The sequence below is a fragment of the Algoriphagus marinus genome (assembly GCF_001936475.1).
GTDB lineage: Bacteria > Bacteroidota > Bacteroidia > Cytophagales > Cyclobacteriaceae > Algoriphagus > Algoriphagus marinus.
Map to the genome: position 1 here is coordinate 148796 of NZ_MSPQ01000009.1, position 22955 is coordinate 171750.

At 39.6% G+C, this 22955-nt stretch carries 24 protein-coding genes; 6 read left to right on the top strand and 18 right to left on the bottom strand.

Features of this window, described 5'->3' with window-relative positions; translation table 11 throughout:
- Positions 1–31 precede the first annotated feature (31 nt).
- Positions 32–1678, top strand: a complete 1647-nt coding sequence (locus BVC88_RS15240; RefSeq protein WP_075351574.1) for an AMP-binding protein — start codon at positions 32–34, stop codon at positions 1676–1678.
- Positions 1679–1750: 72 nt separating this feature from the next.
- Here BVC88_RS15240 and BVC88_RS15245 read toward each other — a convergent pair whose 3' ends face one another.
- The 8 genes from BVC88_RS15245 to BVC88_RS15280 all read right to left on the bottom strand — a co-directional run bounded on the left by BVC88_RS15245 (position 1751) and on the right by BVC88_RS15280 (position 7936).
- The gene (locus tag BVC88_RS15245) at positions 1751–3319 is read right to left on the bottom strand and encodes an L-serine ammonia-lyase, iron-sulfur-dependent, subunit alpha (RefSeq protein ID WP_075351575.1); all 1569 of its coding nucleotides are present in this window, start codon (positions 3317–3319) and stop codon (positions 1751–1753) included.
- Between the two features lie 260 nt (positions 3320–3579).
- Positions 3580–4575 carry a ligase-associated DNA damage response exonuclease gene (locus BVC88_RS15250; RefSeq protein ID WP_075351576.1) on the bottom strand — a complete coding sequence of 332 codons (996 nt, stop codon included), beginning with the start codon at positions 4573–4575 and terminating at the stop codon, positions 3580–3582.
- Positions 4576–4662: 87 nt separating this feature from the next.
- Positions 4663–5292, bottom strand: a complete 630-nt coding sequence (locus BVC88_RS15255) for a flavin reductase family protein (RefSeq protein WP_075351577.1) — start codon at positions 5290–5292, stop codon at positions 4663–4665.
- Positions 5289–5732 (bottom strand): hypothetical protein, encoded by a 444-nt coding sequence (locus BVC88_RS15260; protein WP_075351578.1) that lies wholly within the window; start codon positions 5730–5732, stop codon positions 5289–5291. Before BVC88_RS15260 ends, BVC88_RS15255 begins: the two co-directional genes overlap by 4 nt.
- Positions 5733–5747: 15 nt before the next feature.
- Positions 5748–6011 carry a hypothetical protein gene (locus BVC88_RS15265; protein WP_075351668.1) on the bottom strand — a complete coding sequence of 88 codons (264 nt, stop codon included), beginning with the start codon at positions 6009–6011 and terminating at the stop codon, positions 5748–5750.
- Positions 6012–6083: 72 nt separating this feature from the next.
- Positions 6084–6764 carry an SDR family NAD(P)-dependent oxidoreductase gene (locus BVC88_RS15270; protein ID WP_075351669.1) on the bottom strand — a complete coding sequence of 227 codons (681 nt, stop codon included), beginning with the start codon at positions 6762–6764 and terminating at the stop codon, positions 6084–6086.
- Between the two features lie 97 nt (positions 6765–6861).
- On the bottom strand, positions 6862–7566 hold the full coding sequence (folE, locus tag BVC88_RS15275) for a GTP cyclohydrolase I FolE (RefSeq protein ID WP_075351579.1): 705 nt from the start codon (positions 7564–7566) through the stop codon (positions 6862–6864).
- Positions 7526–7936: a 6-pyruvoyl trahydropterin synthase family protein gene (locus tag BVC88_RS15280; protein WP_075351580.1), complete on the bottom strand. Its 411-nt coding sequence runs from the start codon at positions 7934–7936 to the stop codon at positions 7526–7528. The genes folE and BVC88_RS15280 overlap by 41 nt, the downstream gene beginning before the upstream one ends.
- A 305-nt stretch (positions 7937–8241) precedes the next feature.
- Here BVC88_RS15280 and BVC88_RS15285 point away from each other — a divergent pair, with 305 nt between their 5' ends.
- Positions 8242–8934, top strand: coding sequence for a murein L,D-transpeptidase catalytic domain family protein (locus BVC88_RS15285; RefSeq protein WP_075351581.1), 693 nt, complete (start codon positions 8242–8244; stop codon positions 8932–8934).
- On the opposite strand, the gene BVC88_RS15290 is transcribed toward BVC88_RS15285, so the two are convergent.
- The 5 genes from BVC88_RS15290 to BVC88_RS15310 all read right to left on the bottom strand — a co-directional run bounded on the left by BVC88_RS15290 (position 8914) and on the right by BVC88_RS15310 (position 15356).
- Positions 8914–10581 carry a L,D-transpeptidase family protein gene (locus BVC88_RS15290; RefSeq protein WP_075351582.1) on the bottom strand — a complete coding sequence of 556 codons (1668 nt, stop codon included), beginning with the start codon at positions 10579–10581 and terminating at the stop codon, positions 8914–8916. The genes BVC88_RS15285 and BVC88_RS15290 overlap by 21 nt on opposite strands.
- A gap of 199 nt (positions 10582–10780) precedes the next feature.
- A complete protein-coding gene (locus BVC88_RS15295) occupies positions 10781–12403 on the bottom strand; it encodes a L,D-transpeptidase family protein (protein WP_075351670.1) in 1623 nt (540 codons plus the stop codon).
- Between the two features lie 10 nt (positions 12404–12413).
- Entirely contained in the window at positions 12414–13262 is an 849-nt protein-coding gene (gene kdsA / locus BVC88_RS15300; protein ID WP_075351583.1) for a 3-deoxy-8-phosphooctulonate synthase, read from the bottom strand.
- A complete protein-coding gene (locus BVC88_RS15305) occupies positions 13249–13833 on the bottom strand; it encodes a KdsC family phosphatase (protein WP_075351584.1) in 585 nt (194 codons plus the stop codon). Before BVC88_RS15305 ends, kdsA begins: the two co-directional genes overlap by 14 nt.
- Complete coding sequence (locus BVC88_RS15310; RefSeq protein ID WP_075351585.1) at positions 13815–15356, bottom strand: bifunctional GNAT family N-acetyltransferase/carbon-nitrogen hydrolase family protein; 1542 nt, start codon at positions 15354–15356, stop codon at positions 13815–13817. Before BVC88_RS15310 ends, BVC88_RS15305 begins: the two co-directional genes overlap by 19 nt.
- A gap of 163 nt (positions 15357–15519) precedes the next feature.
- On the opposite strand from BVC88_RS15310, the gene BVC88_RS15315 reads away from it, so the two are divergent.
- Positions 15520–16422, top strand: a complete 903-nt coding sequence (locus tag BVC88_RS15315) for a mechanosensitive ion channel family protein (protein ID WP_075351586.1) — start codon at positions 15520–15522, stop codon at positions 16420–16422.
- Positions 16423–16473: 51 nt separating this feature from the next.
- A complete protein-coding gene (locus tag BVC88_RS15320) occupies positions 16474–17397 on the top strand; it encodes a DUF6089 family protein (protein ID WP_075351587.1) in 924 nt (307 codons plus the stop codon).
- A gap of 1 nt (position 17398) precedes the next feature.
- On the opposite strand, the gene BVC88_RS15325 is transcribed toward BVC88_RS15320, so the two are convergent.
- Together BVC88_RS15325 and BVC88_RS15330 are read right to left on the bottom strand one after the other, a co-directional pair.
- Positions 17399–18223 (bottom strand): universal stress protein, encoded by an 825-nt coding sequence (locus tag BVC88_RS15325; RefSeq protein WP_075351588.1) that lies wholly within the window; start codon positions 18221–18223, stop codon positions 17399–17401.
- Between the two features lie 102 nt (positions 18224–18325).
- Positions 18326–18787 carry a GNAT family N-acetyltransferase gene (locus BVC88_RS15330; protein ID WP_075351589.1) on the bottom strand — a complete coding sequence of 154 codons (462 nt, stop codon included), beginning with the start codon at positions 18785–18787 and terminating at the stop codon, positions 18326–18328.
- A gap of 81 nt (positions 18788–18868) precedes the next feature.
- On the opposite strand from BVC88_RS15330, the gene BVC88_RS15335 reads away from it, so the two are divergent.
- On the top strand, positions 18869–19381 hold the full coding sequence (locus BVC88_RS15335; RefSeq protein WP_075351590.1) for a RidA family protein: 513 nt from the start codon (positions 18869–18871) through the stop codon (positions 19379–19381).
- Positions 19382–19479: 98 nt separating this feature from the next.
- Here the strand turns inward: BVC88_RS15335 and BVC88_RS15340 are convergent, their stop codons facing one another.
- The 3 genes from BVC88_RS15340 to BVC88_RS15350 all read right to left on the bottom strand — a co-directional run bounded on the left by BVC88_RS15340 (position 19480) and on the right by BVC88_RS15350 (position 21486).
- A complete protein-coding gene (locus BVC88_RS15340) occupies positions 19480–19956 on the bottom strand; it encodes a methylated-DNA--[protein]-cysteine S-methyltransferase (RefSeq protein WP_075351591.1) in 477 nt (158 codons plus the stop codon).
- Positions 19957–20245: 289 nt separating this feature from the next.
- The gene (locus tag BVC88_RS15345) at positions 20246–20941 is read right to left on the bottom strand and encodes an XRE family transcriptional regulator (RefSeq protein ID WP_075351592.1); all 696 of its coding nucleotides are present in this window, start codon (positions 20939–20941) and stop codon (positions 20246–20248) included.
- A gap of 146 nt (positions 20942–21087) precedes the next feature.
- Positions 21088–21486, bottom strand: a complete 399-nt coding sequence (locus BVC88_RS15350; RefSeq protein WP_075351593.1) for a four helix bundle protein — start codon at positions 21484–21486, stop codon at positions 21088–21090.
- Between the two features lie 234 nt (positions 21487–21720).
- Here BVC88_RS15350 and dinB point away from each other — a divergent pair, with 234 nt between their 5' ends.
- Positions 21721–22911: a DNA polymerase IV gene (dinB, locus tag BVC88_RS15355; RefSeq protein WP_075351594.1), complete on the top strand. Its 1191-nt coding sequence runs from the start codon at positions 21721–21723 to the stop codon at positions 22909–22911.
- The last annotated feature ends 44 nt before the right edge of the window (positions 22912–22955 follow it).

Consider the following 22955-nt stretch of genomic DNA (forward strand, 5'->3'; position numbering starts at 1 on the left):
CTATATTTCTATTAACCTAAAATAACCATACATGGAAAGATTTAATACTCCACTCGAGGCTTTTGCCCATTGGGTAGATACTACGCCCAACAAGACATTTTTAAGGCAACCTATTAATCGCGTATTTAAGGAATATACTTTTAAGGAAGCGGATGAAGAAATCAGAAAAATAGCATCCGCGCTAAATGGAATGGGACTTTCGAAGGGAAGTCATGTCGCGATTCTCTCTAAGAATTGTGCTCATTGGATCATGGCAGATCTTGCAATTATGATGGCAGGTTGCATATCCATACCCATTTACCCCACTTTAGGTGCCGAGTCAATCCATGAAATATTGGTTCATAGTGAGTCAAAAGCTATTATCGTCGGCAAACTGGATGATTATAGCGAGCAGAAATCCGGCATACCAGACATTCCGATCATCGGCGTTGAACTATATGACATCAAGGAGGAATATGGATGGGATGAACTAATAGCTGGCAACCAGCCGGTAAAAGGTCTTATTGAGCAGAAACCTGAGGACTTGATGACCATCATGTATACTTCTGGAACGACGGGAAGTCCAAAAGGCGTCATGCACACGGTAGGTACTTTCAGCAGGCTACTCAGTACAGCTAAAGAGTCTATAAAATTGCCTGAACAGCCTCGATACTTTTCTTACCTACCCATGACACATATTGCTGAGAGAGCAGGGATAGAGCTATCTGCCGTCTATCGTGGCGCATCAGTCAGTTTTCCTGAATCCTTGGCCACATTTGCGGAAGACCTTGCCTCAGTTCAGCCAGAAACTTTCTTTGGAGTCCCTAGAATTTGGCAAAAATTCCAAGAAAAGATATTGGAAAAGATGCCTCAGAAAAAACTGGATCGACTCATTTCTTTGCCCATTTTAGGTAATATCATCAAGAAAAAAATACGGAAAAAGTTAGGCCTAGACGCTTCATTAGCAAATTTTTCTGGTGCAGCACCTATCGCTGTTAGCTTGCAAAAATGGTATTCAAAACTCGGAATAGAAATCAATCAAGCCTATGGAATGACAGAAGACTGCATCCTTTCTCATTTCAATTTACCTGGCTCGAATAAATTTGGAACGGTAGGCAGACCACTGCCTGGAGTTTTATCGAAACTATCAGGAGAAGGAGAGATCCTTATAAAGAGTGATTGTCTGATGAAAGGTTACTACAAAGAGCCAGAGAAAACAGCTGAGATGTTTACTGAAGACGGTTTCTTGAAGACTGGAGACATTGGAGAGTTCGATCATGATGGCTACCTCTCTATTACAGGACGTATCAAAGATCAATTCAAAACAGATAAAGGGAAATACATAAGTCCTGCGCCTATAGAATTAGAATTATTGAAAAATGGAGATATTGATCAAGTCTGTATTGTAGGGACGGGTATCCCTCAACCAATTGCTTTAGTCGTAGTATCTGAACTAGGAAAATCAAAAAGCAAAGCAATTTTGGAGAAATCGCTTATGGGTACTATCGGCGAGCTCAATCCTAAACTTGAAAGTTATGAGAAAATTGCTAAAGTAATTATTATGGAGGAGGATTGGTCTGTAGACAACGGACTATTGACCCCTACGCTAAAAGTAAAACGAAATAGAGTTGAAGGAATTCATAAAGATAGATATGGACAATGGTTTGAATCTAAAAATGATGTAGTCTATGAGAAATAGAAAGAGTAGGTGAAGCGAAAGACCTGTTTTAGCTTCACCTACTTATTTTTTGAATTTAGTCTCTGTAAGTTCTTAGCAGCTTTTATAGAAATGCTTCTGAACAAGTCTAGCTTCGATTTCCTTAGCAGTTTTCGTGATAGAAAGTCCTCCCAAATTGGTACATCTCAAGGTATTCGGAATACTTTTCCCTACTTCATACATGGTCTCAATTACCTCATCCAAGGGAATTAAATGATCATAATTTGCCAAAGCCATATTTGCGCAAGACAAAGCATTGGAAGCCGCCATCACATTCTTGTTGAGACAGGGCGCTTCTACCCTATTTCCAATTGGGTCACAGATCATTCCTAAAGAACTTTGCAAAGCCATGGAAGCAGCGGAAATGCTTTGATTCAAACTTGCTCCTACCAAACTGACAATTGCCGCTGCAGCCATGCAAGACCCAGAACCGCATTCAGCTTGACATCCACCAACCTCCGCAGCAAAAGTGGAATGCGCTGCTATGAATACACCTATTAAGCCTGCTACCATCAAGGCTTTGACAGTATCTTCATCCGAAAGACCCAAGGAATCTGAAACGCCCAAAACAGCCCCTGGCATCGCACCACAGGATCCTGCAGTTGGTGCAGCAACGATTACACCCATTGAACTTTTTACCTCCATTATTGCCGACACATACATGATGATTCTGTTTAAAACATCTCCATCAATCAATTTCTTATCTTCCATCATGGACTTGAAATTCACAGATTGAGGTCCTAAAATCCGATCTTCAAACTTGGTTCCTTTCAGGCCTGTTTCCACCGCATTCTTAAGGATAATTCTGATTTCATTCATTTTTGAAAGCACCTCTTTTTCAGAGATATTTCCCCGAATGCTTTCATATTTCACGGCAAGCTCCCACAAGCTTAAATTCTTGTCTTTATTGTACTCCAACATCTCTTCACAAGTGATAAATGGAACAGTAGGATTTTTACCTGCCAAAATTGGCAAGACAGGCTTGATTTGCTTCACTTGAGAGACACCTTCGATTTCTTTTAGCTCCTCGATAATTGACTCATTCAAAAAAGCCAGCGACGTTAATGCCAAAAAATCTCCTTTTTCAATATGAAATTCTACATCCTCTAAGATTCCGGATTTAAGAAGGTAATTATTCAACTTTTGTAAATCAGAGGAGTAGATCAAGGTTACAAATTTATCTCCTGCTAAAGAGACCTTTACCCCATCAATTTCTATAACTTCTATCATTCCTCCTCCAGTAGAAATCGCAATTACCTGATGTGTCTCCCAAGGATTATTTAGAGTGATTTGATAGGTGTTTGGGTGATCATACTTGAGATCCTTAATGTTGATTTCGAACTTAATTCCAGCAGCACCGAGATGCATTTCGGATTGAACCAATCGCTCATCGTATGCTTCCCAGCCCAAAAAACCTCCAAACAAACCCATATCGGAACCCTGCTCTTTATGTGTAGTAGCCAGAGAACCATTGGGATCAAAATCAATGATGATTTCAGAAATCCTACCATCCATCAAGTCATGACAGATTCTACCAATTCTTAAAGCGGCTGCACAATGGGAACTGGAAGGCCCTCTCATCACTGGGCCGACGACGTCGTTAAATATGCTTGGGTAGTTCATAAGATCAGGTTATTTAAACAAATCAATATATTGATTTTAAGTTAATTAAGACAAAAGAAGAATATAAGATTTTTAGTTTTTTTATATACTTTAAATGTATATCTGTGATTTTGTACCTACCCTTTCAGAAGTATTTTTTGAAAATTAAATGAGAAAACTTTCACCCTTCTAAAGAAAATGACAGGGTCTTAAATCCTAATAATTTTAAATTCAATAACCTACGCGCAGGATTTCGAAGGATTAATAACCTTAAAAAACGTTCAGGATTCCTCCTCTTCCCCAAAAAGTGTCTTTAATTCGACCGCATCTATCCCTCGCTCCTCTTGAAGAAATCTTCCAAATGAAGCAGTATTCCCATGAGTCAGGTAGACTTTTTCGGCTTCCGAAGCAGTGATTGCAGTAACCAATCCTTCCCAATCTGCATGATCTGAAAGCACAAATCCACGATCTGCGGCTCGTCTTCTCCTTGCCCCTCGGACAGCCATCCAGCCAGAGCAAATTCCAGTCCGATAAGGTGAAAATCTCCTCATCCAAGGAGTGCCCATGGCTGACGGAGGAGCGATAATTAGGGAACCTTTGAAAGCAGACTTGGCTAAATCAGAAGTTACTTTTGGCACATCCCAGATATCAATTCCATTAGCGATTAATGCTTGGTTGGTATTCCAAATAGCTCCGTGGACAAAGACTGAACCAATACTTTGATCTAGATTTTGCAGAATTCGTTGGGCCTTTCCGAGAGAATAGGCGAAGAGCACTGTGTTTTTTCCTTCCGCTTCATTTGACCTCCACCAGGAATTAATCTGATTAAAAATATTTGATTGACTTTCCCATTTGTAGATCGGAAGGCCAAAGGTACATTCAGATACAAACTCGTGGCATTTTACAGACTCAAATGGAGTGGATAGTCCATCATTTTCAACTTTATAATCTCCACTGACTACAGCTACTTTCCCTTTGTGTTCAAGTCTTACCTGCGCCGAACCCGGAATATGACCAGCAGGATGGAGGGAGATTTTCACTCCATTAATCACTAAAGGCTGATTATAATCTACAGTTTGAAGGCTTATTTCTTTGCCCAATCGAAGCCTCATCACTTCAACAGAATGATGGTGGGCTAGGTAATGCTTCATCCCCCAGCGAGAATGGTCTGAATGTGCATGAGTAACTACGGCACGATCCACAGTTCTCCAGGGATCAATATAAATCCCGGCTGCCGGGCAAAATAAACCTGATTCGGTGAGTTCTAGGAGTTTCAATTTATTGTTACAAAACCTAAAAAGAATACTGTTTTTGTATAAGAAATTGAAGAAAGGATTTTTTCCTCTAGTTTTTTTGGCGGAAAATTAAATTTCAGATGGCATTTGGATAGGCTTTGCATAGCTCAACCTACTTAACTTCAATCCTTTATGATACTCATCCAATCCAGAAACAGTTACTGTATCCAAAATATTCAAATCCAAAGAACCATCAACACGCAAACCTTTTTCCTCCACGAAAATATGCGAAATACTTCCTATTAGCAGTACAGTTTGATTTACCTTCAAAGTCTGCGTCTCAACCAGTTCGCAAGCAAGTTTTAATGGACTGTTTTTCACAAAAGGTGCTGAGAAATTAAGCAAGTATTCGGGGACTAAGCTAGTCTTTTCAAATTCCGAACCATCCCAATTAGCAGAAGTCCAGTGAGCCTCTTGATAAAATTCGGAGGTGACATGATTAAGAGTAAAAAAGCCAGTTTCCAGAATGTTCTCAAGTGTATCACGCTTTACAGTATGAGGACGAAATAGAATCCCTACCAAAGGAGGAGATGCCCCAATATGAAAGACCTGTGAAAAAGGAGCGAGATTGGTTACTCCTTCCTTATTCTGAGTTCCAATTAAATTTAAACTTTTGTAACCTGAGAGGCAATTAATGAGATTTCTCCTGTAAAAGGAGTCTGCCGATAGAATTGCTTCTTGATCGAAATGTTTTATCATTTCATTATTGCTTCTTCGATGGAATCACAATACTGTATATCCAACTGGTCTATAATGTTATCGGGGTAATTTTGGAGGATTTGAGCTTTGGCAATTTGTACCATTTTTTCAAACCACTTTTCTGACGGAAGTATTTTCCGATGTTTGGTTACACCGTATTTAAGCATTTCACTTTTCCAGTGGATAAAGTACCATTCCATCGTAGGTTGATGAAATGCCCGCAAGGATCGCTTATCAAAGATAAATTTTCGAAAGTCTCCTTCTTTGACCAAGTCTCCGATTCTATAAAAAGTCTCTTTGAAATCATCGATAGGTATGTAATCCGCAAGCAATTCACAGATAACCATTTTTTTCTCCACATTAATTAGCACCCGAGCATATTTCTCCTCAAAGGCTAATTCAAAATCTCGCGTTTCGGAAGGATATTGAGTTTCGTTCATGACAGGCGTGTTTAATCAATAAACAGATTTATTTTTTTGAGACTGAGAAATAATTACATCTGACTTGATTTGGTCAAGCTTCAGTTCAAGATTAGATGCATAATCCAAGGTAGTACGAAGCATATCCTGCTGAGCTTGGATTTGCTCTTTGAGACGTTCGAGTTCTTTATTTACTCCGCTCAATTTTTGATCATACTCCTTTTTAAGCCTTTCTTTCTCAAGTTGGGCTTTCCTCAATTCTTCTTTGAATAATAAGAATGATTCAGGTGGTGTCTTCATATTCACAGTTCTTACTTCTCGGGACAATACCCATTTAGAGTACACTTTTCGAAGTCAAATTGTTTAAAGATCTTATTTAAGACTTGACATACCTCCATCTAAATGCAGGATTTGACCTGTCATCCAAGAGGAGTTATCCGATAATAAATAGAATGCAGCGTTAGCAAGATCCTCCGGAGAACCTATTCTTCCTAGAGGGTGTCGCTTATCTGATGCTTCTTTTTTCTCAGGGGTTGACAGAAGATTAGATGCCAGAGGTGTATCTGTCAAAGATGGGGCAATCGAATTTACTCTGATTTTGGACGGAGCCCACTCAGCTGCCAAGGATCTGGTTAACCCTTCAATAGCCCCCTTAGCTGACGCTATTCCTGCATGAAATCCCATCCCGGTCTGCACGGCAACCGTACTAAATAAAACGACAGCAGCCGAATCGGACTTTTTCAATCCTTTGAGACAGGCCTGAAGCACTCGTACTGCTCCAAAAAAATTAACATCCATTTCATTCTGGAAATCTGAAATGGCTATTCGGTGAAACGGCTTCAAGTTGATTGTACCTGGACAATAAACTAACCCGTCAATAACTTCAGGGAGATCGGGAATTTGATCAAAATCTTTTGTGACGTCCAAGGCATGAGTCCCGTTCCCGCTTTTCGAATACAAGAAAAGATTTGCCCCTGTTTCTGACAATTGATCGGCAAGTGCTTTTCCAATCCCGGAGTTCCCTCCAATTATTACAATATTTTTACCTTTCATATAGTCTTTAAAAGCAATTTTGGATGTTTTTTGTTTTGAGAAAGTCAAAAAAAAAACCGGATAAAAATCCGGTCTTGTTGGTCTAGTTTTCTGAATTCTATTTTTTCAATTCGATATATTTCAAAAACTCCTGTCGAGTCTGCTCATCATGCTGGAATTTTCCCGAATAGAATGAAGTTACTGTGGAACTATTTGTATCCTGAACTCCGCGAGAACTCACACACATGTGGTATGCATCCATGATCACTGCTACGTCTTCGGTTCCCAAAGCTTCTTTCAATTCATTACCAATCTGCATGGTCAATCGCTCCTGAACTTGTGGTCTTTTAGAGTAATACTGAACAATCCGGTTGATTTTGGAAAGACCAATAACATCTCCATTAGAGATATAAGCGACGTGAGCTTTACCATAAATTGGCACAAAATGATGCTCACAATGAGAATGAAATGTGATATCTTTTTCTACCAACATCTCATTATACTTATACTTATTCTCGAATAGTTTAGCAGCAGGCTTATTCTTGGGATTTAATCCACTAAAAACCTCCTTCACGTACATCTTGGCGACACGGTGCGGCGTTCCTTTGAGACTATCATCGGTGAGATCTAAGCCCATGATGTGCATAATCTCTCTGAAGTGCTTCTCAATAAGTTCAATCTTCAGGTTGTCATCCATTTCGAAAGCATCCTCTCGAAGAGGCGTTTCAAAAGATGAACCTGCGTGATCTTCTCCCAATTCATCAAATGAGGAGTTGGAAAGGTTAATTTCCATTGTATTCAACAAAGTTTCTTTCTGTTTCATAAAGTCGAATCTTTAATTCGAATTTCCGATCAATTTTTTCCCTTAAAATATTCCAAATAACCACTGCAATATTCTCAGCGGTTGGATTAAGTTGACTGAATTCATCGGTATCCAAGTTTAAATTTTTATGGTCAAATTTATTTAAAACGTGTTCTTTAATAAGATCACTTAATATTTTCATGTCATAGACATATCCAGTGTCAGGATCAATTTCCCCAAGAAGTTCCACAAACAACTCGTAATTATGACCATGGAAACTAGGATTGTTACACTTCCCGAATATGGCTTGATTTTTCTCTTCTGACCAAGAGGGATTGTTCAATCGGTGCGCGGCATTGAAATGCTCTTTTCTGAATACGGATACTTTCATTGGATGTTGAACCCTGATTATTTATTTTTGTTTAATTTTTAATAAAATTCGTTAAACAAAATTCCCAAAACCTTGCTATTCAACGAATTATTTTTTTCTTTGGATTTGCAAAAATACAGAATAATAATTGGTACGAGTATTTCGTTTGGAACTAGTAATGATTAAACCAAGTTAGGAGATGTAAAGGTTCAAACACACCCAGTGAAAGCTAGCCACAGCTCTTTTGTTTAGAAACCCAAATTGTATAAGACAGCAATCCTTTCTAAAATGTGATTTAATAAATATAACCTGTTAGTCTACGCCCTATGAATTTATCAAACTTCCTATTTCCAATATTATTCTTTTTCAATAGTCACTTTACTCCAATACCTACCGATAGCAATTCCCCCTCATTAGAAGAAAAGTCCGATACGGCATCAGAAATTTACTTCTCCTTAAATCATCCGGATGGAGATTTACCGAGTAAGGAAATTTTCGAATTGGCCTACGCCGGATGGGAAAAAATGGATGATAAGTTGAACTCACCTATTCTCACTATTGTAGATTTCAGTCTTCCTTCCACTGAACGAAGATTATGGATAGTCGACCTGACAACAAAAACAGTGAGTTTAAATACAGTCGTCGCTCATGGTAGAAATTCAGGAGAACTAATTGCAAGTAAATTTTCAAACAAGCCAGAGTCTTATCAAAGCAGCCTTGGATTCTACAAGACAGGAGAGACATATCAAGGAAAACACGGTTATTCCTTAAGATTAGACGGGTTAGAAAAAGGAATTAATGATCAAGCTCGAAATCGAGCAATCGTAATTCATGGTGCAGACTACGCAAATGAGTCATTTGCAAAAATAAACGGAAGGTTGGGGAGAAGTCTAGGATGTCCGGCCTTACCAGCTGAACTTTCATCAAAAGCGATTGACCTAATTAAAGATGGATCCCTGTTATTTATCTACGGTAATGATGCTAATTACTTATCCAAGTCAATTCTTAGCCAACCTTGAATTATTTCTTTTCAAGGCATTCAGCAGCGCTTCATCACGGTTGTAAACATCTGATCTGAAATTAGCAGTCCCATCTTCACCCGCCCAAAAAGTCATATATAGAATGACCACAGGGATTTCACGGTCTAGTTTGACAATTTGCTCAGAATCCTGATTCATTGCGATCTTGATTTTTTCATCGTTCCAAGATTTGTCATTAAGAAGGACTTTGGCGAACTGGTCAGGATTTTGGATACGAATACATCCATGGCTCAAGGCCCTAGTCTCTCTGTCGAATAGACTTCTTGAAGGAGTATCGTGAATGTAAATATTGTACTCATTAGGGAACATAAACTTTACTAATCCTAAAGAATTATCTCCTCCTGGCTTTTGTCGAATTAGGTATGGGAAATCCTCGGAATTCTTATCTGACCAATCAATCCTATTTTCATTTACTGGATTTCCCGAAGTTTCCACTACCTCCATATTTTTTTGATTGAGGTAATTTTTATCCTTACGAACAGCAGGTATTATTTCTTCCTGTGTGATAGAAGCTGGAATATTCCAGTAGGGACTGAATGCAATGTAACTCATCAAGGCTGTGAAGGTCGGAGATTCATTATATTCCTTACCTACGATCACTTTGGCAGTGAATGCTGTATCAGCCTTCACGAGGTAATCCAATTGATAATTAGCAACATTTACCAAAACCATCTCTTTTTCCCAGTCAAAAGTCGGCATCCATCTGAGACGTTCCATGTTGATGGAAGCAATGTCAATCAAGTTCTGGGGAGACTTATTAAGTGATTCTGCTACTAGTGAACCAATCACGCCATCTGGGTTCATTCCATTTAATTCCTGATATTTTTTCAATCCTTTAAGCATTGTGGAATCAAAGAGCAATGGATTTTCAGGTTCCTCAGCACCCAGAAAATCCCAAAAAATCAACCGCTGGCGAAGGGCAGGAATAGACTCATGATTTTCTCCTACTTTTATTGAGCCTTCTACGGTCTTAAATTCCCATGAAAGAGTATCATTTCTCTTCGTCTCATATAACTTTTCAATAGATTTTCTTCCCATTGAATACAAAGGCAAACTAGGATAAAGTTTTTCAATAGTTTCGGAAACTGCACTTCCACCGGCTACCTCTGTAAGCAAGTCGATAAGATTTATGTCAGATTCCTCTCGTTCAAATTTCCAGTTGGCGTCTAAATCAGAAGGATTCACTTTGCCATAAACAAGATCTTTTGCCAACTTTAAAAATCCTTCAGTCAACAGAAGATCTAGCTTGACCTTTTCTCCAACTGAGAGATTACTAAATTTCTTATTCTCTTTTTCTGGATTAGCGGCTAAAGCATAGACAAGACTTAAATTATAATCATCTGGCTGTAGTCCATCATAGCGTGAGTTTTCGATTGCTGTTACTAAATCTTTACCTGTCGAGGATAGAGAGCCATTGAAAAGCCACACTTCTAAATAATCTCGATCTGAATAGAAGCTTTCAATTTCTGATTGAAAGTCAGAGTTCAATAAAACCCCAGACCCCTCACCACTTAATTCAGCTCTAAGTTCATCTGTCAAATCAGATCTGCGCTGGTTGAAAAACCAAACCAATCCAATAGAGACAATTAGGACTAAAACTATTGAAATAATAATTTTCTTATTCATAAGTACCGAGAGATTAATTTCTCGTTTACTGATCAAAGTTCATACGCTTCTACTTTTGTAAGTTACAAATGGTTAAAAAAACAAAACAGCTCACTTGTGATCAATGATTTAGAATCAAGGCTGGAAAAATAGAATTATTAAACTCATAGATTAGTAGGGGCGAAGATTTCCCAATTAGGGGTAGTTTGAAAAATTACGATTAACGAAGTGCTTCGATAATCTCTGCATCGCGACCATATACATCAGGGCGGAAATGTGCTTTGCCATTTGAATCTGCCCAAAACGTCAAGTAAAGTAATATCACAGGGATTTTGCGATCTAAGTGTACAATCTTTTCATTTGACAAGTGCATCGCCTCATCGATTCTTTCAGGAGTCCAAAATGGATCATTTTTAAGCAGCAGCTCCGCAAATTTTGTAGGATTTTCTAATCTTATACACCCATGACTTAGAGCCCGCTCTTCCTTTGTAAATAAAGCTTTCGATGGGGTATCATGTATGTAGACGCTATATCGATTTGGGAACATGAATTTCACTAATCCCAAAGAATTACTCCCACCAGGTTTTTGTCTTATTAGGTAAGGAAATGATTTAGAAGACCAGTTGATGGAACCTGGATCAACGGCTTTTCCCGAATAAGTGATCACTTCCATATTCTTCTGATTCAAATAATTGGGATTTTTTCTTACAGAGGGAATAATCTCATTTTTAACAATTGAATTTGGGATATTCCAATATGGGCTAAATACAATATAACTCATATCTGCCGTGAAGATTGGTGATTCGTGATATTGTTTTCCTACTATCACTCTAGCCGAAAATAAGGTGTCAAGATTATGAATATAGTCTAACTGATAATTGGCGATATTAACTAGTATAAACTCATGATTTATAACAGTATCAGGAAGCCATCTAAGTCGCTCTAAATTTACTGAAGCTTTATTTATAAGATCTCCTGGTGAATAGTTGAGTGCCTGACCAGTCAATTTTCCGATGGCTCCATCTGGCTCCATTCCATTATTCTTCTGAAACTCTATGACTCCTTTCAGCATCGTAGAGTCGTAGCGTTTTTGATCTGAAATCGGATATTGAGATAAATAACCCCAAAAAATCAAACGGTCTCGAAGAATAGGAATAATTGAATTTTCATCTCCAACTTTAATGGTTTTATCAATTTTTACTCTTTTCCATGAAAGTGTATCAGACTTGCGTCGCTCATCCATTGACCTGATTACCTCTCTTCCCCTTTTGTAAATCACAAAATCAGGGTAAAGCTTTTCAAGTTGTCTTCGTATATCAGCAGAACTCACACCTTCTTCAAGCAGTGCGCTATAATCTGCTTTTTTAGGCTTTCGCGTAATATCCCAAGTTGATTCTAAAGCTATGGGATCCACTTTACCACGCTCCAGATGAGACGCCAAATGAAAAAACGCATCACTCAGAATCAAATCTAGATCTGCTAAATCACCTGGGTTATTTTTAATTTTATTCTTTTTATTGTTTTCGAAAGTTTGAAAAAAAATCTCCAAAATCTCCAGATTGTAATCTAACGGATTGAGCCCGTCAAACTTTGATTGAAGGATTTCAAATCGCATTTCATAGGCCAATTCCTTCAAAACTCCATTTTCAGACCATACTTCTTCAAAATTTCGATTAGCATAAAAGGTCTGAATCTCATCCCTGCTAAGTAATGAGGTTCCACGGATTTCGATTTTCTTTCCTGGCTCATCAGACTCCAGCCTAATTCTGATCTGATCGCTGATAGTTGATGAAAAGCCAGTCTGTAGATAAAAAAACCCAAGAATAGCTATTATAACATTCATAAAAATAAGACTACAATACTTGAAAATCTTGGTACTTCCGGCCCAGTTTCCAAGCTTCATGGAGCATTTCCAAAAAGTCCCCCATACGATGTAGAGGAATCAAGTTAGGCCCATCACTTAAGGCTTTTTCAGGTTCTGGATGAGTTTCTATAAAAAACCCATCAATTCCGGTTGCTGCTGCTGCTCGAGCTAGAATCGGAGCAAATTCGCGCTGACCTCCACTGGTACCTCCTTGCCCGCCCGGTTGCTGAACGGAATGCGTGATATCAAATACCACTGGCGCAAACTGTCTCATGATCGGAAGCCCTCTCATATCTACAACCAAATTATGATAGCCTAAAGAGAATCCTCGCTCAGTCAGACAGACATTATCATTTCCCGTAGATCGGACTTTAGAAACAGCATACTGCATATCCTCCGGCGCCATGAATTGACCACGCTTAATTTTGACCGCCTTTCCAGTATTCCCAGCTGCCAAAAGCAAATCGGTCTGACGACAAAGAAATGCAGGTATCTGAAGTACATCAACAACTTCTGCTACTTCAGCGGCTTGATAACTTTCATGAATATCTGTGACCAAAGGAACATTGAGTGCCTTTCCCACTCGTTGAAGCACCTCCAGCGATTTATCCATTCCTATACTTCGAAAAGAACCTGAGGATGTGCGATTTGCTTTATCAAAAGAGGCTTTAAAAACATATGAAAATCCATGCAATTCAGCCCAGGCTTTCACCTTAGTCCCGATTTCCATACAGATATCAAAGCTTTCTACCGCACAGGGTCCAGAAAATAAAACAGGCTTCTCTGCTCCCAAAACCACATCATCTGTGATTTTCATTACTTGATTAGTTCTTATCATTTTCCTTTTGGGATAAATTTTCAATAATAGGTACTAGCAGTTGATTAGCATGGAGCAGCAAATCACCAACTTCTCTGAATACTCCTTTTCCTCCAGAAAATCTGGAAGTATAATGAGCAAAAGACTTTACATACTCTATCGCATCTGCCGGACAAATAGAAAAGCCAACTCTGGAAAGAATAGGTATATCAATCAAATCATCCCCGATATACGCCACTTGATCTGCCTCCAACTCTAAAGTTTCTAGCACTTCATCAAACTTCTTTCCTTTGTTTTTCACTCCATGATAATGAAAATCAAACTTCAATTCCTCGCATCGATTTTCTACCACTCTGGAGTTTCGGCCTGTGATAGCTCCAACCATAAATTTATTTCTTCTTAGATGACTTACTATCAAACCATCTTTGACATCGTATTTCTTATACTCAGTTTCCATATCATCATAGATGATACCTCCATCAGTCAATACTCCGTCCACATCCGTGATGAGAAGCTTTATCTTTGTGGCTTTTTCCCAGATTTCATCCGGAATATGAGAAAAATATGAGGATACTATTTTTTCTGTTTCCATTGAATCGAATAAAGGTCAAGTCTTCTTTGTTCTAGGTTTCTCACACTTCCTGCTTTTCGCTGCTTAGTCAATAAGTCTAAATCAACATCTGCTACAATGATCGTCTCCTCATTTTCTGAAGCCTGAGCGACTATTGCATCATGCGGAAAAGAAAAGTCAGAAGGTGAGAAAATTGCTGCTTGGGAATATTGAATATCCATATTCTCAACTTTTGGGAGATTACCCACAGAACCAGTAATTGCTACGTAGCATTCGTTCTCGATCGCACGTGATCTGGCACAAGTATTTACGCGAAGGAATGCATTCTTGGTATCAGTCCAAAAAGGAACAAATAAAATATCCATTTCTTGTTCTGCGAGGATTCGCCCCAACTCAGGAAATTCAACGTCGTAACAAATTAAAATTCCAATCCTACCGGCGTCAGTATCGAAGACATTAATACCATTTCCACCTTGAAGCCCCCAATAAGATGCTTCATCCGGTGTAATGTGTAATTTATATTGCTTATCCTGAGTACCGTCCCTTCGGCAGAGGTAGCTTACATTTCGGAGCTTCTTACCATCGTATTCAGGCATGGATCCTGCGATGATATTCAAATTATATGATACAGCCAGATCGCTCATTCTACTTACAATCTCATCTGTATAATCAGCGAGATTCCGGATTGCCTCAGAAGCATCCATATCATTAAACTCTGCCAATAAGGGTGCATTAAAAAACTCTGGTAGCAAGCAAAAATCCGATTTGTAGCCAGAAACTGTATCCACGAAAAACTCTACCTGCTGCATCAAATCGTCTACATTAGAGAATCTACGCATTTTCCATTGCACAAGACCCAATCTGACAATTGACTTCTTATTTCCAATTAATTTCTCATCCTTTTCATAGTAGATATTGATCCACTCAAGAAGAGTAGCATAAGCTCTAGAATCAGTGTCTGAAGGCAAATATTTGGTAATAACTTTTCTGACGTGGAACTCATTTGCCAATTGAAACGAAAGCACCGGGTCAAAGACCTCTTTGTTCTTGACTAAGTCGATGTACTTTCTAGGGGTCATCTCATCGGCGTATTTCGAATAACCAGGGATTCTACCTCCGGCAATGATTGACCTTAGATTAAGATTCTCACAAAGTTCTTTTCGCGCATCATATAATCTCCTCCCAATTCGCATACCTCGATAGTCGGCATGAACGAAAACATCCGTTCCGTACAAGGTGTCGCCTTCGTCATCATGAGTATCAAATTTACCAAAGCCGGTAATCTGATCGTAAGTGTGATTATCACCAAATCGAGCATAATCTACGATTAAGCTCAATGCAGCTGCAACCACTATCCCATTATCCTCAATACATATCTGACCTTCAGGAAAGGCATTAAGTTGATTTTTTAATTCTGCTTTAGTCCAAGCTCCCCCTTGATTTTGATAAATGGAAATCATGATTTGTCGGATATCCTCATAATCAGAAAGCTTGATGTTTCGAAGTTTGAGTCTGTGCTCTAGCTCTTCTCTGTGTTTGCTCATGAGCCAAAATTAGCCAAAACTATCTAATAATTCGGTATTCGGATGGTCAGTAATATGAGAACAAAAATCCTTCTGGCTTATTTTTTGGTTAACTTTCAAAATAGAAACGAGAAACCTCTTAATAAATAAACCGATAGGTTTGAATGAACTCAAAATCAAACAAATGCAACAAAACATTGACGAAGTAGCCAAAGAAAAAGCTCAAAGTCTCTTAGAATGGCTTGAAGAGATCATGAATTTCAGTCTTTTTAATTTAGGAGATTCAAAATTAACCATTGGACTAGTCCTTACTCTAATCCTCTCTTTTGTAGTACTTTTCATCGGAGCTGAATGGATTAGAAAACTCATCGTCAATAAGATCTTAAGTCGATATCGTTTGGACGTAGGAACTCGAAAGTCCATCGGTACAATGATTAAGTACTTTTTAATCTTGGCGGGTATTTTTTCCATTCTTCAAACCAATGGCCTGGATTTAAGTGCATTTGGGATTTTAGCAGGTGCAGTTGGTGTAGGTATTGGTTTCGGCCTTCAAAATATCACCAACAACTTCATTAGTGGGTTGATTATTTTATTTGAACAGCCCATAAAAGAAGGTGACCGGATTGAAGTCGGCGATGTTTCAGGAGATGTTATTAAAATATCAGCCCGATCTACCATGATTGTCACAAATGATAATATCAGTATCATCGTCCCAAATAGTCAATTTATTGATAGTCAAGTAATAAACTGGTCACATAATGATCGAAATATCCGATTCAATTTCCCTGTTGGGGTATCATACAAAGAAGATCCTGAAAAAATAAAACGAATCTTACTTGATGTAGCAAAGCATAACAGTGGGGTTTTGAATTTACCTGAACCAGATGTCTTGTTTGAGGAATTCGGTGATAGTAGTCTTAATTTTAGCCTTCGGGTTTGGACTTCGGAATACATTAATAGACCCAAAGTTCTTAAAAGTCAATTATATTACGAGATCTTCAGGATATTTAAAGAAGAGGGCGTTGAAATACCTTTCCCACAGCGTGATCTTCATATGAAATCAGGGTTTGAAAATCTTATGAAATAAGTCTAATTTTCAGCTTTGATAAGAAATAAGCGGGTGGAGTAAAGTCTCAATATGAAAAAACTAATATTTATTTTTCTTTTTTTCGCAACAGCTTCTGCCTATTCACAAAGCTTCTACAGGTATCGATTTGAAGAACCATGGTCGATATCGGCGAGTATCGGTCCTACCCAATATTTTGGAGAGCTCTATTCTTTTTGGAAGTATAATGAAGGAGTTCAACCAGATTGGAATGCGAATTTTGCTTTCCACTATACTTTCGGTACGCATTTACGAGCAAGAGGAGAATTTTCTTATGTAAAAATGTCTGGGCAAGACCCTCCGTCTGATCCTAGAGCTTATCGGACACCTAGGAATTTAGATTTCCGAGCTCAAAACTGGGAGCTTACCGGCATCGTTGAGTATTATTTATATCCTGTAAAAACTCCAAATATCAATCGTCCACTATGGAATCCTTACGTTTTCGTGGGATTAGGCATGTCTACTAATAATCCTGAAACTCAGTTGGATGGGAATTGGGTAGATCTCCGTCCGCTACAACTTGAAAACAACCCTTATGAGCGCTATATAGTGGTAATCCCTACGGGGCTTGGGTTAAAATATAAATTGAATGTCTACATGGACTTGACATTCGAAGGAAATTACCGATGGACTTTTACAGACTACATGGATGACATTTCTGCTTACAATGTGTCAGAGTTTTATTTAGATCTAGTGGATGATTATGTCACTGGAAACAATCCAGATCGACTTAGGCTTGCAATCAGAAACCCAAACTTTATGGATGACAATGGGCTACCTGATGTCGATAAAATCCTACGAAATAATGGCCGAATCCGAAGAGGATCCGGTCTTACACACCGATTCGATGGCTATATGACCGTGAATCTTGGCCTTGAAATCCACTTGTCACGAGATATTTTCGACAACTGGATCTTCAGAAACCGAATCAATGAAAAGCGGTTCAGATTCTGGTAAACTAGGTCTTTACGCTTAGCACACCCAAATCACTCTTGAAAATCAAAGTCTCTGTAGTTCCTATTTGATAGGTTGGTGCATGGCTATGATCACTGGAAACCAAAATAATCCATTTAATATTCTGGGTTTCGGCAAAAGCAATCATCCCCTTTTCTACCTCAGAATCATTGAAAATATGCTGGTGAAAAGTCAATTCCTCATGCCCTTTCATAAATGAATTCATTCCCGAAGTGATTTCTTGTGTCGAAGTAAAATGAGCAGGAACATTGACGAACAACAAATGAACTGTACTTTTAAATAGCTTGACAAGTGGCTTGATTTTCTCAAAAGCTATTTTAGATTTTGGTTCAAAATCTGAAGCAAAAGCAACCTTTCGGAAATCATTTCCATCCAAGGCCTCTTTCACAGCTAAAACAGGGCAAGTGGCTTTACGAAGCACTTTTTGGAGCGTAGAACCTATAAAGTTCCCTTCCACATATCCTTTACCATAGGCACCTAGCACCACTAAATCGGGGTTTTCCTCTTGAATTACCCGAAGGATTAATTCATTTGGAACTCCTATTCGGATTATTTGTCGGATTGGAGCTTTTGCCGGCGCAATCTTATGGATATAGTCAGGAAGCACTTCTTCGGCCTCCTCAAATTCTGAGATCAGATCAGGATAGTTCTTTTTCGCCTCATCGGAGAGTAATTCCCAATCCACCTCTGAAGGAATGACGGTAACACAGAGAATCTCCGCATCGGATTTAGCACTTATTTTTTGAGCAGTTTTTAGTGCCGCAAGTGAATAGGAGGAAAAATCAAAAGGAACAAGGATCTTTTTCATAATGATGTAGAAATTGATTGAACCTAAATTTCAAAATAAAAACCTCATTTTCAGCTAACAAAAATCAGCTGAACTCATGATAAAAATTAGCAAAAAAAATCTTTAAAGATCCATTTCCATTTTTACATCACATCGACAATACTTTCCTTCTTCAGGTATAACTGATCTAAAACCAAGTTTTTCGTAAATATGAAGCGCTGCTTTCAGCTTAGTATTACTATACAAAACAAGTTTTTTACCTCCCATTTCGCGGGCCTTGGCAATAATAGATTTCCCTAAAAGCATCCCAATTCCTCTACCTTGGGCCTTTGGATCAACCCCCATTTTAATCATTTCAAAGGTATCGTCTCCAGATTTATATAGGGCTACAGTTCCAAGAATTTCCTCTCCAAGCTTTGCGAAAATAATTGTACCTCCAGTTTTTATAATAGTCTCCTCTGGTCTCTCGAACTGCTCGATATCAAAAGGCTCAAGCGAAAAAAGCGATTCTACCCAAGATTGGTTGATAGCTTTAAAGGCAGAATTATAGGCTGGGGAGTAAGGTAAAATTCGAACTTGGTCCACGAGTTCTATTTTTTGAGGTTTGAGATTGTTAAATGTAACCAGAATCGATTAGCTTAGAAATATAAATAACTCAAAAATACTATGAAATCACTTCAATTCTTTACGCTACTAGCTGCTCTGGCCACTTTTCCATTTTTCACACAGGCTCAATCACCTGATGCCCGGATCAAAGAACTAGGCATCAATCTACCTGAAGTGGGACAACCCATGGGCACTTATGTCAAGTGGAGACAGGTAGGAAATATACTTTATTTGGCTGGAAATGGCCCGGATGTGTTTGGGAAAGTTGGAGCAGATTTGACGCTGGAGCAAGGTTATCAAGCGGCCCGAGAAACCGGTATCGAGACTTTAGCCGTACTCAAAGCTGCCACAGGAGGCGATTTAAGCCGGATCAAACAGTTTGTAAAAGTGCTGGGAATGGTAAATTCCGCACCGGACTTCACTGATCATCCTAGAGTTATTAATGGCTTTTCAGATTTGATGGTGGAAGTCTTTGGTGAACCTGGAAAGCATGCCCGATCAGCAGTTGGTGTTGCTGCCTTGCCAAACAATATTGCCGTGGAGATCGAAGTAATCGTGGAATTGAAAGATTAAAAAAAGCCGGATGATCGATGTTCGATGTCAGGTGACTGATGTTGGACGTGGGTTGTCCCAAACTTGGGCTGACCAATATCCATAATCAAGAAATGAACTTAAAAATCAAGACTAGCCTGCTTTGCTTGTCGTGGTCTTCCTTCTAGTTCCAGCAACTTCTCTTTCCGACCCAAACCTCCAGCATAGCCGGTGAGTTGACCATTGGTACCGATGATTCGATGGCAAGGGATAATCACTAATATGGGATTTGCTCCAATCGCCGCTCCAACTGCACGAATCGCAGCTGGATTGCCAAGGGTTTGGGAAAGCTTCAAATAGGAAGTTGTCTCCCCAAAAGGAATGGTATTTACGGCAGTCCAAACCCGTTGTTGAAAGGCTGTTCCGCTAATTGCCAAGGGGAGATTAAACACCTTGCGCTTTCCTGAAAAATACTCTTCCAATTGCTCCTGAGCTTTCAAGACGACAGCTTCCAAGACTTCGGGAGAAACCGATTCTTCAGTAAATCGGAGTTCGGAAATCATTTCTTCCTGAGTATTGATCAGAATATTTCCGAGTGGAGATGGGATGATAGGCATTGTTATTTTTTATTTATTTTGATTGTCTGCGATGATGCCTTGTCCTCTGTTTCTTTGCTTATCAGGCTGGAAGACCGATGACCGATGACCGAAGTACCAGCTATGCTAGTGTTTATCATTCATTAAGTCGTTTTTCACATTTTACTGGTGCAATTGCGGATATACATATTATTTAAAGTTAAAAATAGGAAATAGACTTTTTGAAATATGCCTTCGGCGAAATAGGATTCGAACTGATTATTTCACCGACCAAAGGGAGGTGTATTTCTACTGTATTTCTATTTTAATTTCAACTCATCGCCAGTCGATACCGCCACACTTCCTGCACTTGTTCGATTTCGACTTCAAAAGGCGGATAGATTGGGTTTGCTGAGCAAAGCAATAGTTTTTGGTCTGAGTTAATTCGGTTGTAGGCGATTTTAAAGGTCACTCCATCCTGCTCGGTGACGATTACATAGCGTTCGCCATCTTTGATTACCAGCCAATCATCCACATATTCGCATACAATCCAAGCCCCATCAGGAATCGGAAGCATGGAGTCTCCATCCACCTGAAATACCCGATGTTTCTTATCCATGGGTAGAAAAGGCAAGGCAAATCGTGGCAACTCCGCAATAAACTCCGGATCGGAAAACCCAGCCAAATAACTCGCCTTGGCACGTTGGGAGACCACTTCGATCAACTCGCGTCCTTGCTCATCCACTGTGGTTGCCAAGATTCGCAACTTCCGACCACGAAGAAATTGATCCGTTTCGAGGAGTTCGCGGAGTTTGTACGGAGAATAAGAAGTAAGATCTTCCCGAAGTAAAATATCCACCGATACCCCGAGGTAATCCGAAATTTTCACCAGTGTCTCCAAAGGCGGATTCACATTCAATTCGTATCCTGCAAGCTTAGACCGTGAAATCCCAATCGCAGAAGCCATGGTTTCTTGAGTGAGGGATTTTTGTTTTCGGAGGAATTTGATATTAGAATTAAGTGTCATTTGTTCATTTAGTAATAGTTTAAGATAGCTTCGCAGATATTTTCAAGATAGTCTAAGACAGATAGCCTACCACCTGACTTACATTAGACAATTGTGAATTAGATCTTTCCGAAAACCTATTTACACCGAAGGTATATACACTAGCTCTATTTAGACGAAACTTTGTCTTTTGCATCATAAGTTGTCTTGATCTGCCGATTAAGTTTGATCTGCAAATTTTTTGCAATACAGTTGATCTCTTGATATTCCTCTTCTAGCACTATTTTTCGCTCCTGACCTACACTAATCCAGTGTTCAACACTCTCTGAAAGTGATGCCCTAGCGATATAATAAAACCTTATTCTATCAAGAAAATGAAATCTCGCATAGCCCTCGGCAATGTTTGCTCCCACAGAATCTATAGAACTTATCATCTGATCTCCCCAGTTTTTCCTTAGGTGATAATCTAGTCTTTGATAGATAGTCCATGCCTTAGCAGACAATTGTCTTGACAAAATATAGATGTCCAATTCCTTGAGGGGGATGTATTTTGAGCTGGATTCCATGGCTTTGTCTGAATTAGTTTACTACTGTCTCTCCCCTATATCTCCGCGCAACGATATCTAGTGAAACCTATCTTTCGCTATCTCACCAAAGGTCTATCTCGCGAAGCTTATCTTGCCGAAGGCCTATCTTTCTTTTCTCGTCAACCTCCGTCAATCCAATTTTAAGCTTATCCAAATATAAAAACTTTGATTAAATTATAAACAATAAAATGTCAATTTAATAAACAATTAGAGATGGAAGTGAAGCGGAATATTGTGCACATGGATTTGGATTCCTATTTCGTGTCGGTGGAGCGGCTGTTTGATAGCCGGTTGAATGGGAAACCTATCCTTATTGGGGGTTCGGGCGATCGAGGCGTAGTCGCTTCCTGCAGCTACGAAGCACGGAAATTCGGCGTACACTCAGCCATGCCTATGCGGACGGCGCGGCAGCTTTGCCCCGAAGCACTAATCATCCGGGGCGACTTCGAGAAGTACAGCCAAAAATCCCATGAAGTCACCGAGATCATCCGGGAGGAAGTGCCGCTTTTCGAGAAGTCCTCCATTGATGAATTCTACATCGACATGACCGGAATGGATCGGTTTTTTGGTTGCTTCAAGCTTTCCCAGCAGATCCGAGAGCGCATTATCAAGGAGACGGGCCTGCCGATTTCCTTAGGACTCTCTGCCAATAAAACTGTCTCCAAAGTAGCTACCGGCGAGGCAAAACCGAATAACGCCAAGCAGATTCTCCTCGGTGAGGAAAAGCCTTTTCTGGCCCCACTCTCGGTGCGCAAAATCCCCATGATCGGTGAAAAGACTTCCCAGACACTTTATAATATGGGAGTAAAAAAAGTCCTGACGCTACAGCAGATGCCGGCCGAACTCTTACAGGCGACCTTCGGGAAAAACGGCAATATGATCTGGGAAAAAGCAAACGGAATCGACACCTCGCCCGTCACGCCCTACTCCGAAGCAAAATCCATCTCTACGGAAAATACCTTCGAACAGGATACCATCGACGTGCGCATGCTGGAAGCTACCCTAGTGGCGATGTGCGAGCAACTCACGGGCAAACTTCGCCAAAATGGCCAACTCACCGCCTGTGTGAGTGTGAAAATCCGCTATTCCGACTTTGATACCCATACGAGCCAGCAACGCATCCCCTACTCTTCGGCTGATCATACGCTGATTCCGCTGGTCAAGGAGCTCTTTCGCAAGCTCTACAACCGTCGCATGCTAATCCGGCTCATCGGCGTACGCTTCAGTTCGCTAGTCTATGGCAACTATCAGATCAGCCTCTTCGAAGACACGCAGGAGCAGATCAACCTCTACCAGGCGCTGGACAAAATCAATGGGAAATTCGGTGAAAAAAGCGTCTGCCGGGCAGTGGGTATGGGTGTCGGCAGACGGCGATTCAATCCTTTTAATGGGATGACGGTGTGAAGAATTTAAAATGAAGAAATTTAAAATTAGACTGAATTGTAAGC

What these genes read in the sequence shown, in the direction of transcription:
- BVC88_RS15325 (WP_075351588.1), bottom strand. Translation starts at nt 18,223, where the DNA reads ATGAAAAAGATCCTTGTTCCTTTTGATTTTTCCTCCTATTCACTTGCG.
- folE (WP_075351579.1), bottom strand. Translation starts at nt 7,566, where the DNA reads ATGAAACAGAAAGAAACTTTGTTGAATACAATGGAAATTAACCTTTCC.
- BVC88_RS15305 (WP_075351584.1), bottom strand. Translation starts at nt 13,833, where the DNA reads ATGGAAACAGAAAAAATAGTATCCTCATATTTTTCTCATATTCCGGAT.
- BVC88_RS15240 (WP_075351574.1), top strand. Translation starts at nt 32, where the DNA reads ATGGAAAGATTTAATACTCCACTCGAGGCTTTTGCCCATTGGGTAGAT.
- BVC88_RS15270 (WP_075351669.1), bottom strand. Translation starts at nt 6,764, where the DNA reads ATGAAAGGTAAAAATATTGTAATAATTGGAGGGAACTCCGGGATTGGA.
- BVC88_RS15335 (WP_075351590.1), top strand. Translation starts at nt 18,869, where the DNA reads ATGAAATCACTTCAATTCTTTACGCTACTAGCTGCTCTGGCCACTTTT.
- BVC88_RS15345 (WP_075351592.1), bottom strand. Translation starts at nt 20,941, where the DNA reads ATGACACTTAATTCTAATATCAAATTCCTCCGAAAACAAAAATCCCTC.
- BVC88_RS15260 (WP_075351578.1), bottom strand. Translation starts at nt 5,732, where the DNA reads ATGAACGAAACTCAATATCCTTCCGAAACGCGAGATTTTGAATTAGCC.
- BVC88_RS15245 (WP_075351575.1), bottom strand. Translation starts at nt 3,319, where the DNA reads ATGAACTACCCAAGCATATTTAACGACGTCGTCGGCCCAGTGATGAGA.
- BVC88_RS15310 (WP_075351585.1), bottom strand. Translation starts at nt 15,356, where the DNA reads ATGAGCAAACACAGAGAAGAGCTAGAGCACAGACTCAAACTTCGAAAC.
- BVC88_RS15315 (WP_075351586.1), top strand. Translation starts at nt 15,520, where the DNA reads ATGCAACAAAACATTGACGAAGTAGCCAAAGAAAAAGCTCAAAGTCTC.
- BVC88_RS15340 (WP_075351591.1), bottom strand. Translation starts at nt 19,956, where the DNA reads ATGCCTATCATCCCATCTCCACTCGGAAATATTCTGATCAATACTCAG.
- dinB (WP_075351594.1), top strand. Translation starts at nt 21,721, where the DNA reads ATGGAAGTGAAGCGGAATATTGTGCACATGGATTTGGATTCCTATTTC.
- BVC88_RS15280 (WP_075351580.1), bottom strand. Translation starts at nt 7,936, where the DNA reads ATGAAAGTATCCGTATTCAGAAAAGAGCATTTCAATGCCGCGCACCGA.
- BVC88_RS15350 (WP_075351593.1), bottom strand. Translation starts at nt 21,486, where the DNA reads ATGGAATCCAGCTCAAAATACATCCCCCTCAAGGAATTGGACATCTAT.
- BVC88_RS15295 (WP_075351670.1), bottom strand. Translation starts at nt 12,403, where the DNA reads ATGAATGTTATAATAGCTATTCTTGGGTTTTTTTATCTACAGACTGGC.
- BVC88_RS15285 (WP_075351581.1), top strand. Translation starts at nt 8,242, where the DNA reads ATGAATTTATCAAACTTCCTATTTCCAATATTATTCTTTTTCAATAGT.
- BVC88_RS15265 (WP_075351668.1), bottom strand. Translation starts at nt 6,011, where the DNA reads ATGAAGACACCACCTGAATCATTCTTATTATTCAAAGAAGAATTGAGG.
- BVC88_RS15290 (WP_075351582.1), bottom strand. Translation starts at nt 10,581, where the DNA reads ATGAATAAGAAAATTATTATTTCAATAGTTTTAGTCCTAATTGTCTCT.
- kdsA (WP_075351583.1), bottom strand. Translation starts at nt 13,262, where the DNA reads ATGATAAGAACTAATCAAGTAATGAAAATCACAGATGATGTGGTTTTG.
- BVC88_RS15255 (WP_075351577.1), bottom strand. Translation starts at nt 5,292, where the DNA reads ATGATAAAACATTTCGATCAAGAAGCAATTCTATCGGCAGACTCCTTT.
- BVC88_RS15320 (WP_075351587.1), top strand. Translation starts at nt 16,474, where the DNA reads ATGAAAAAACTAATATTTATTTTTCTTTTTTTCGCAACAGCTTCTGCC.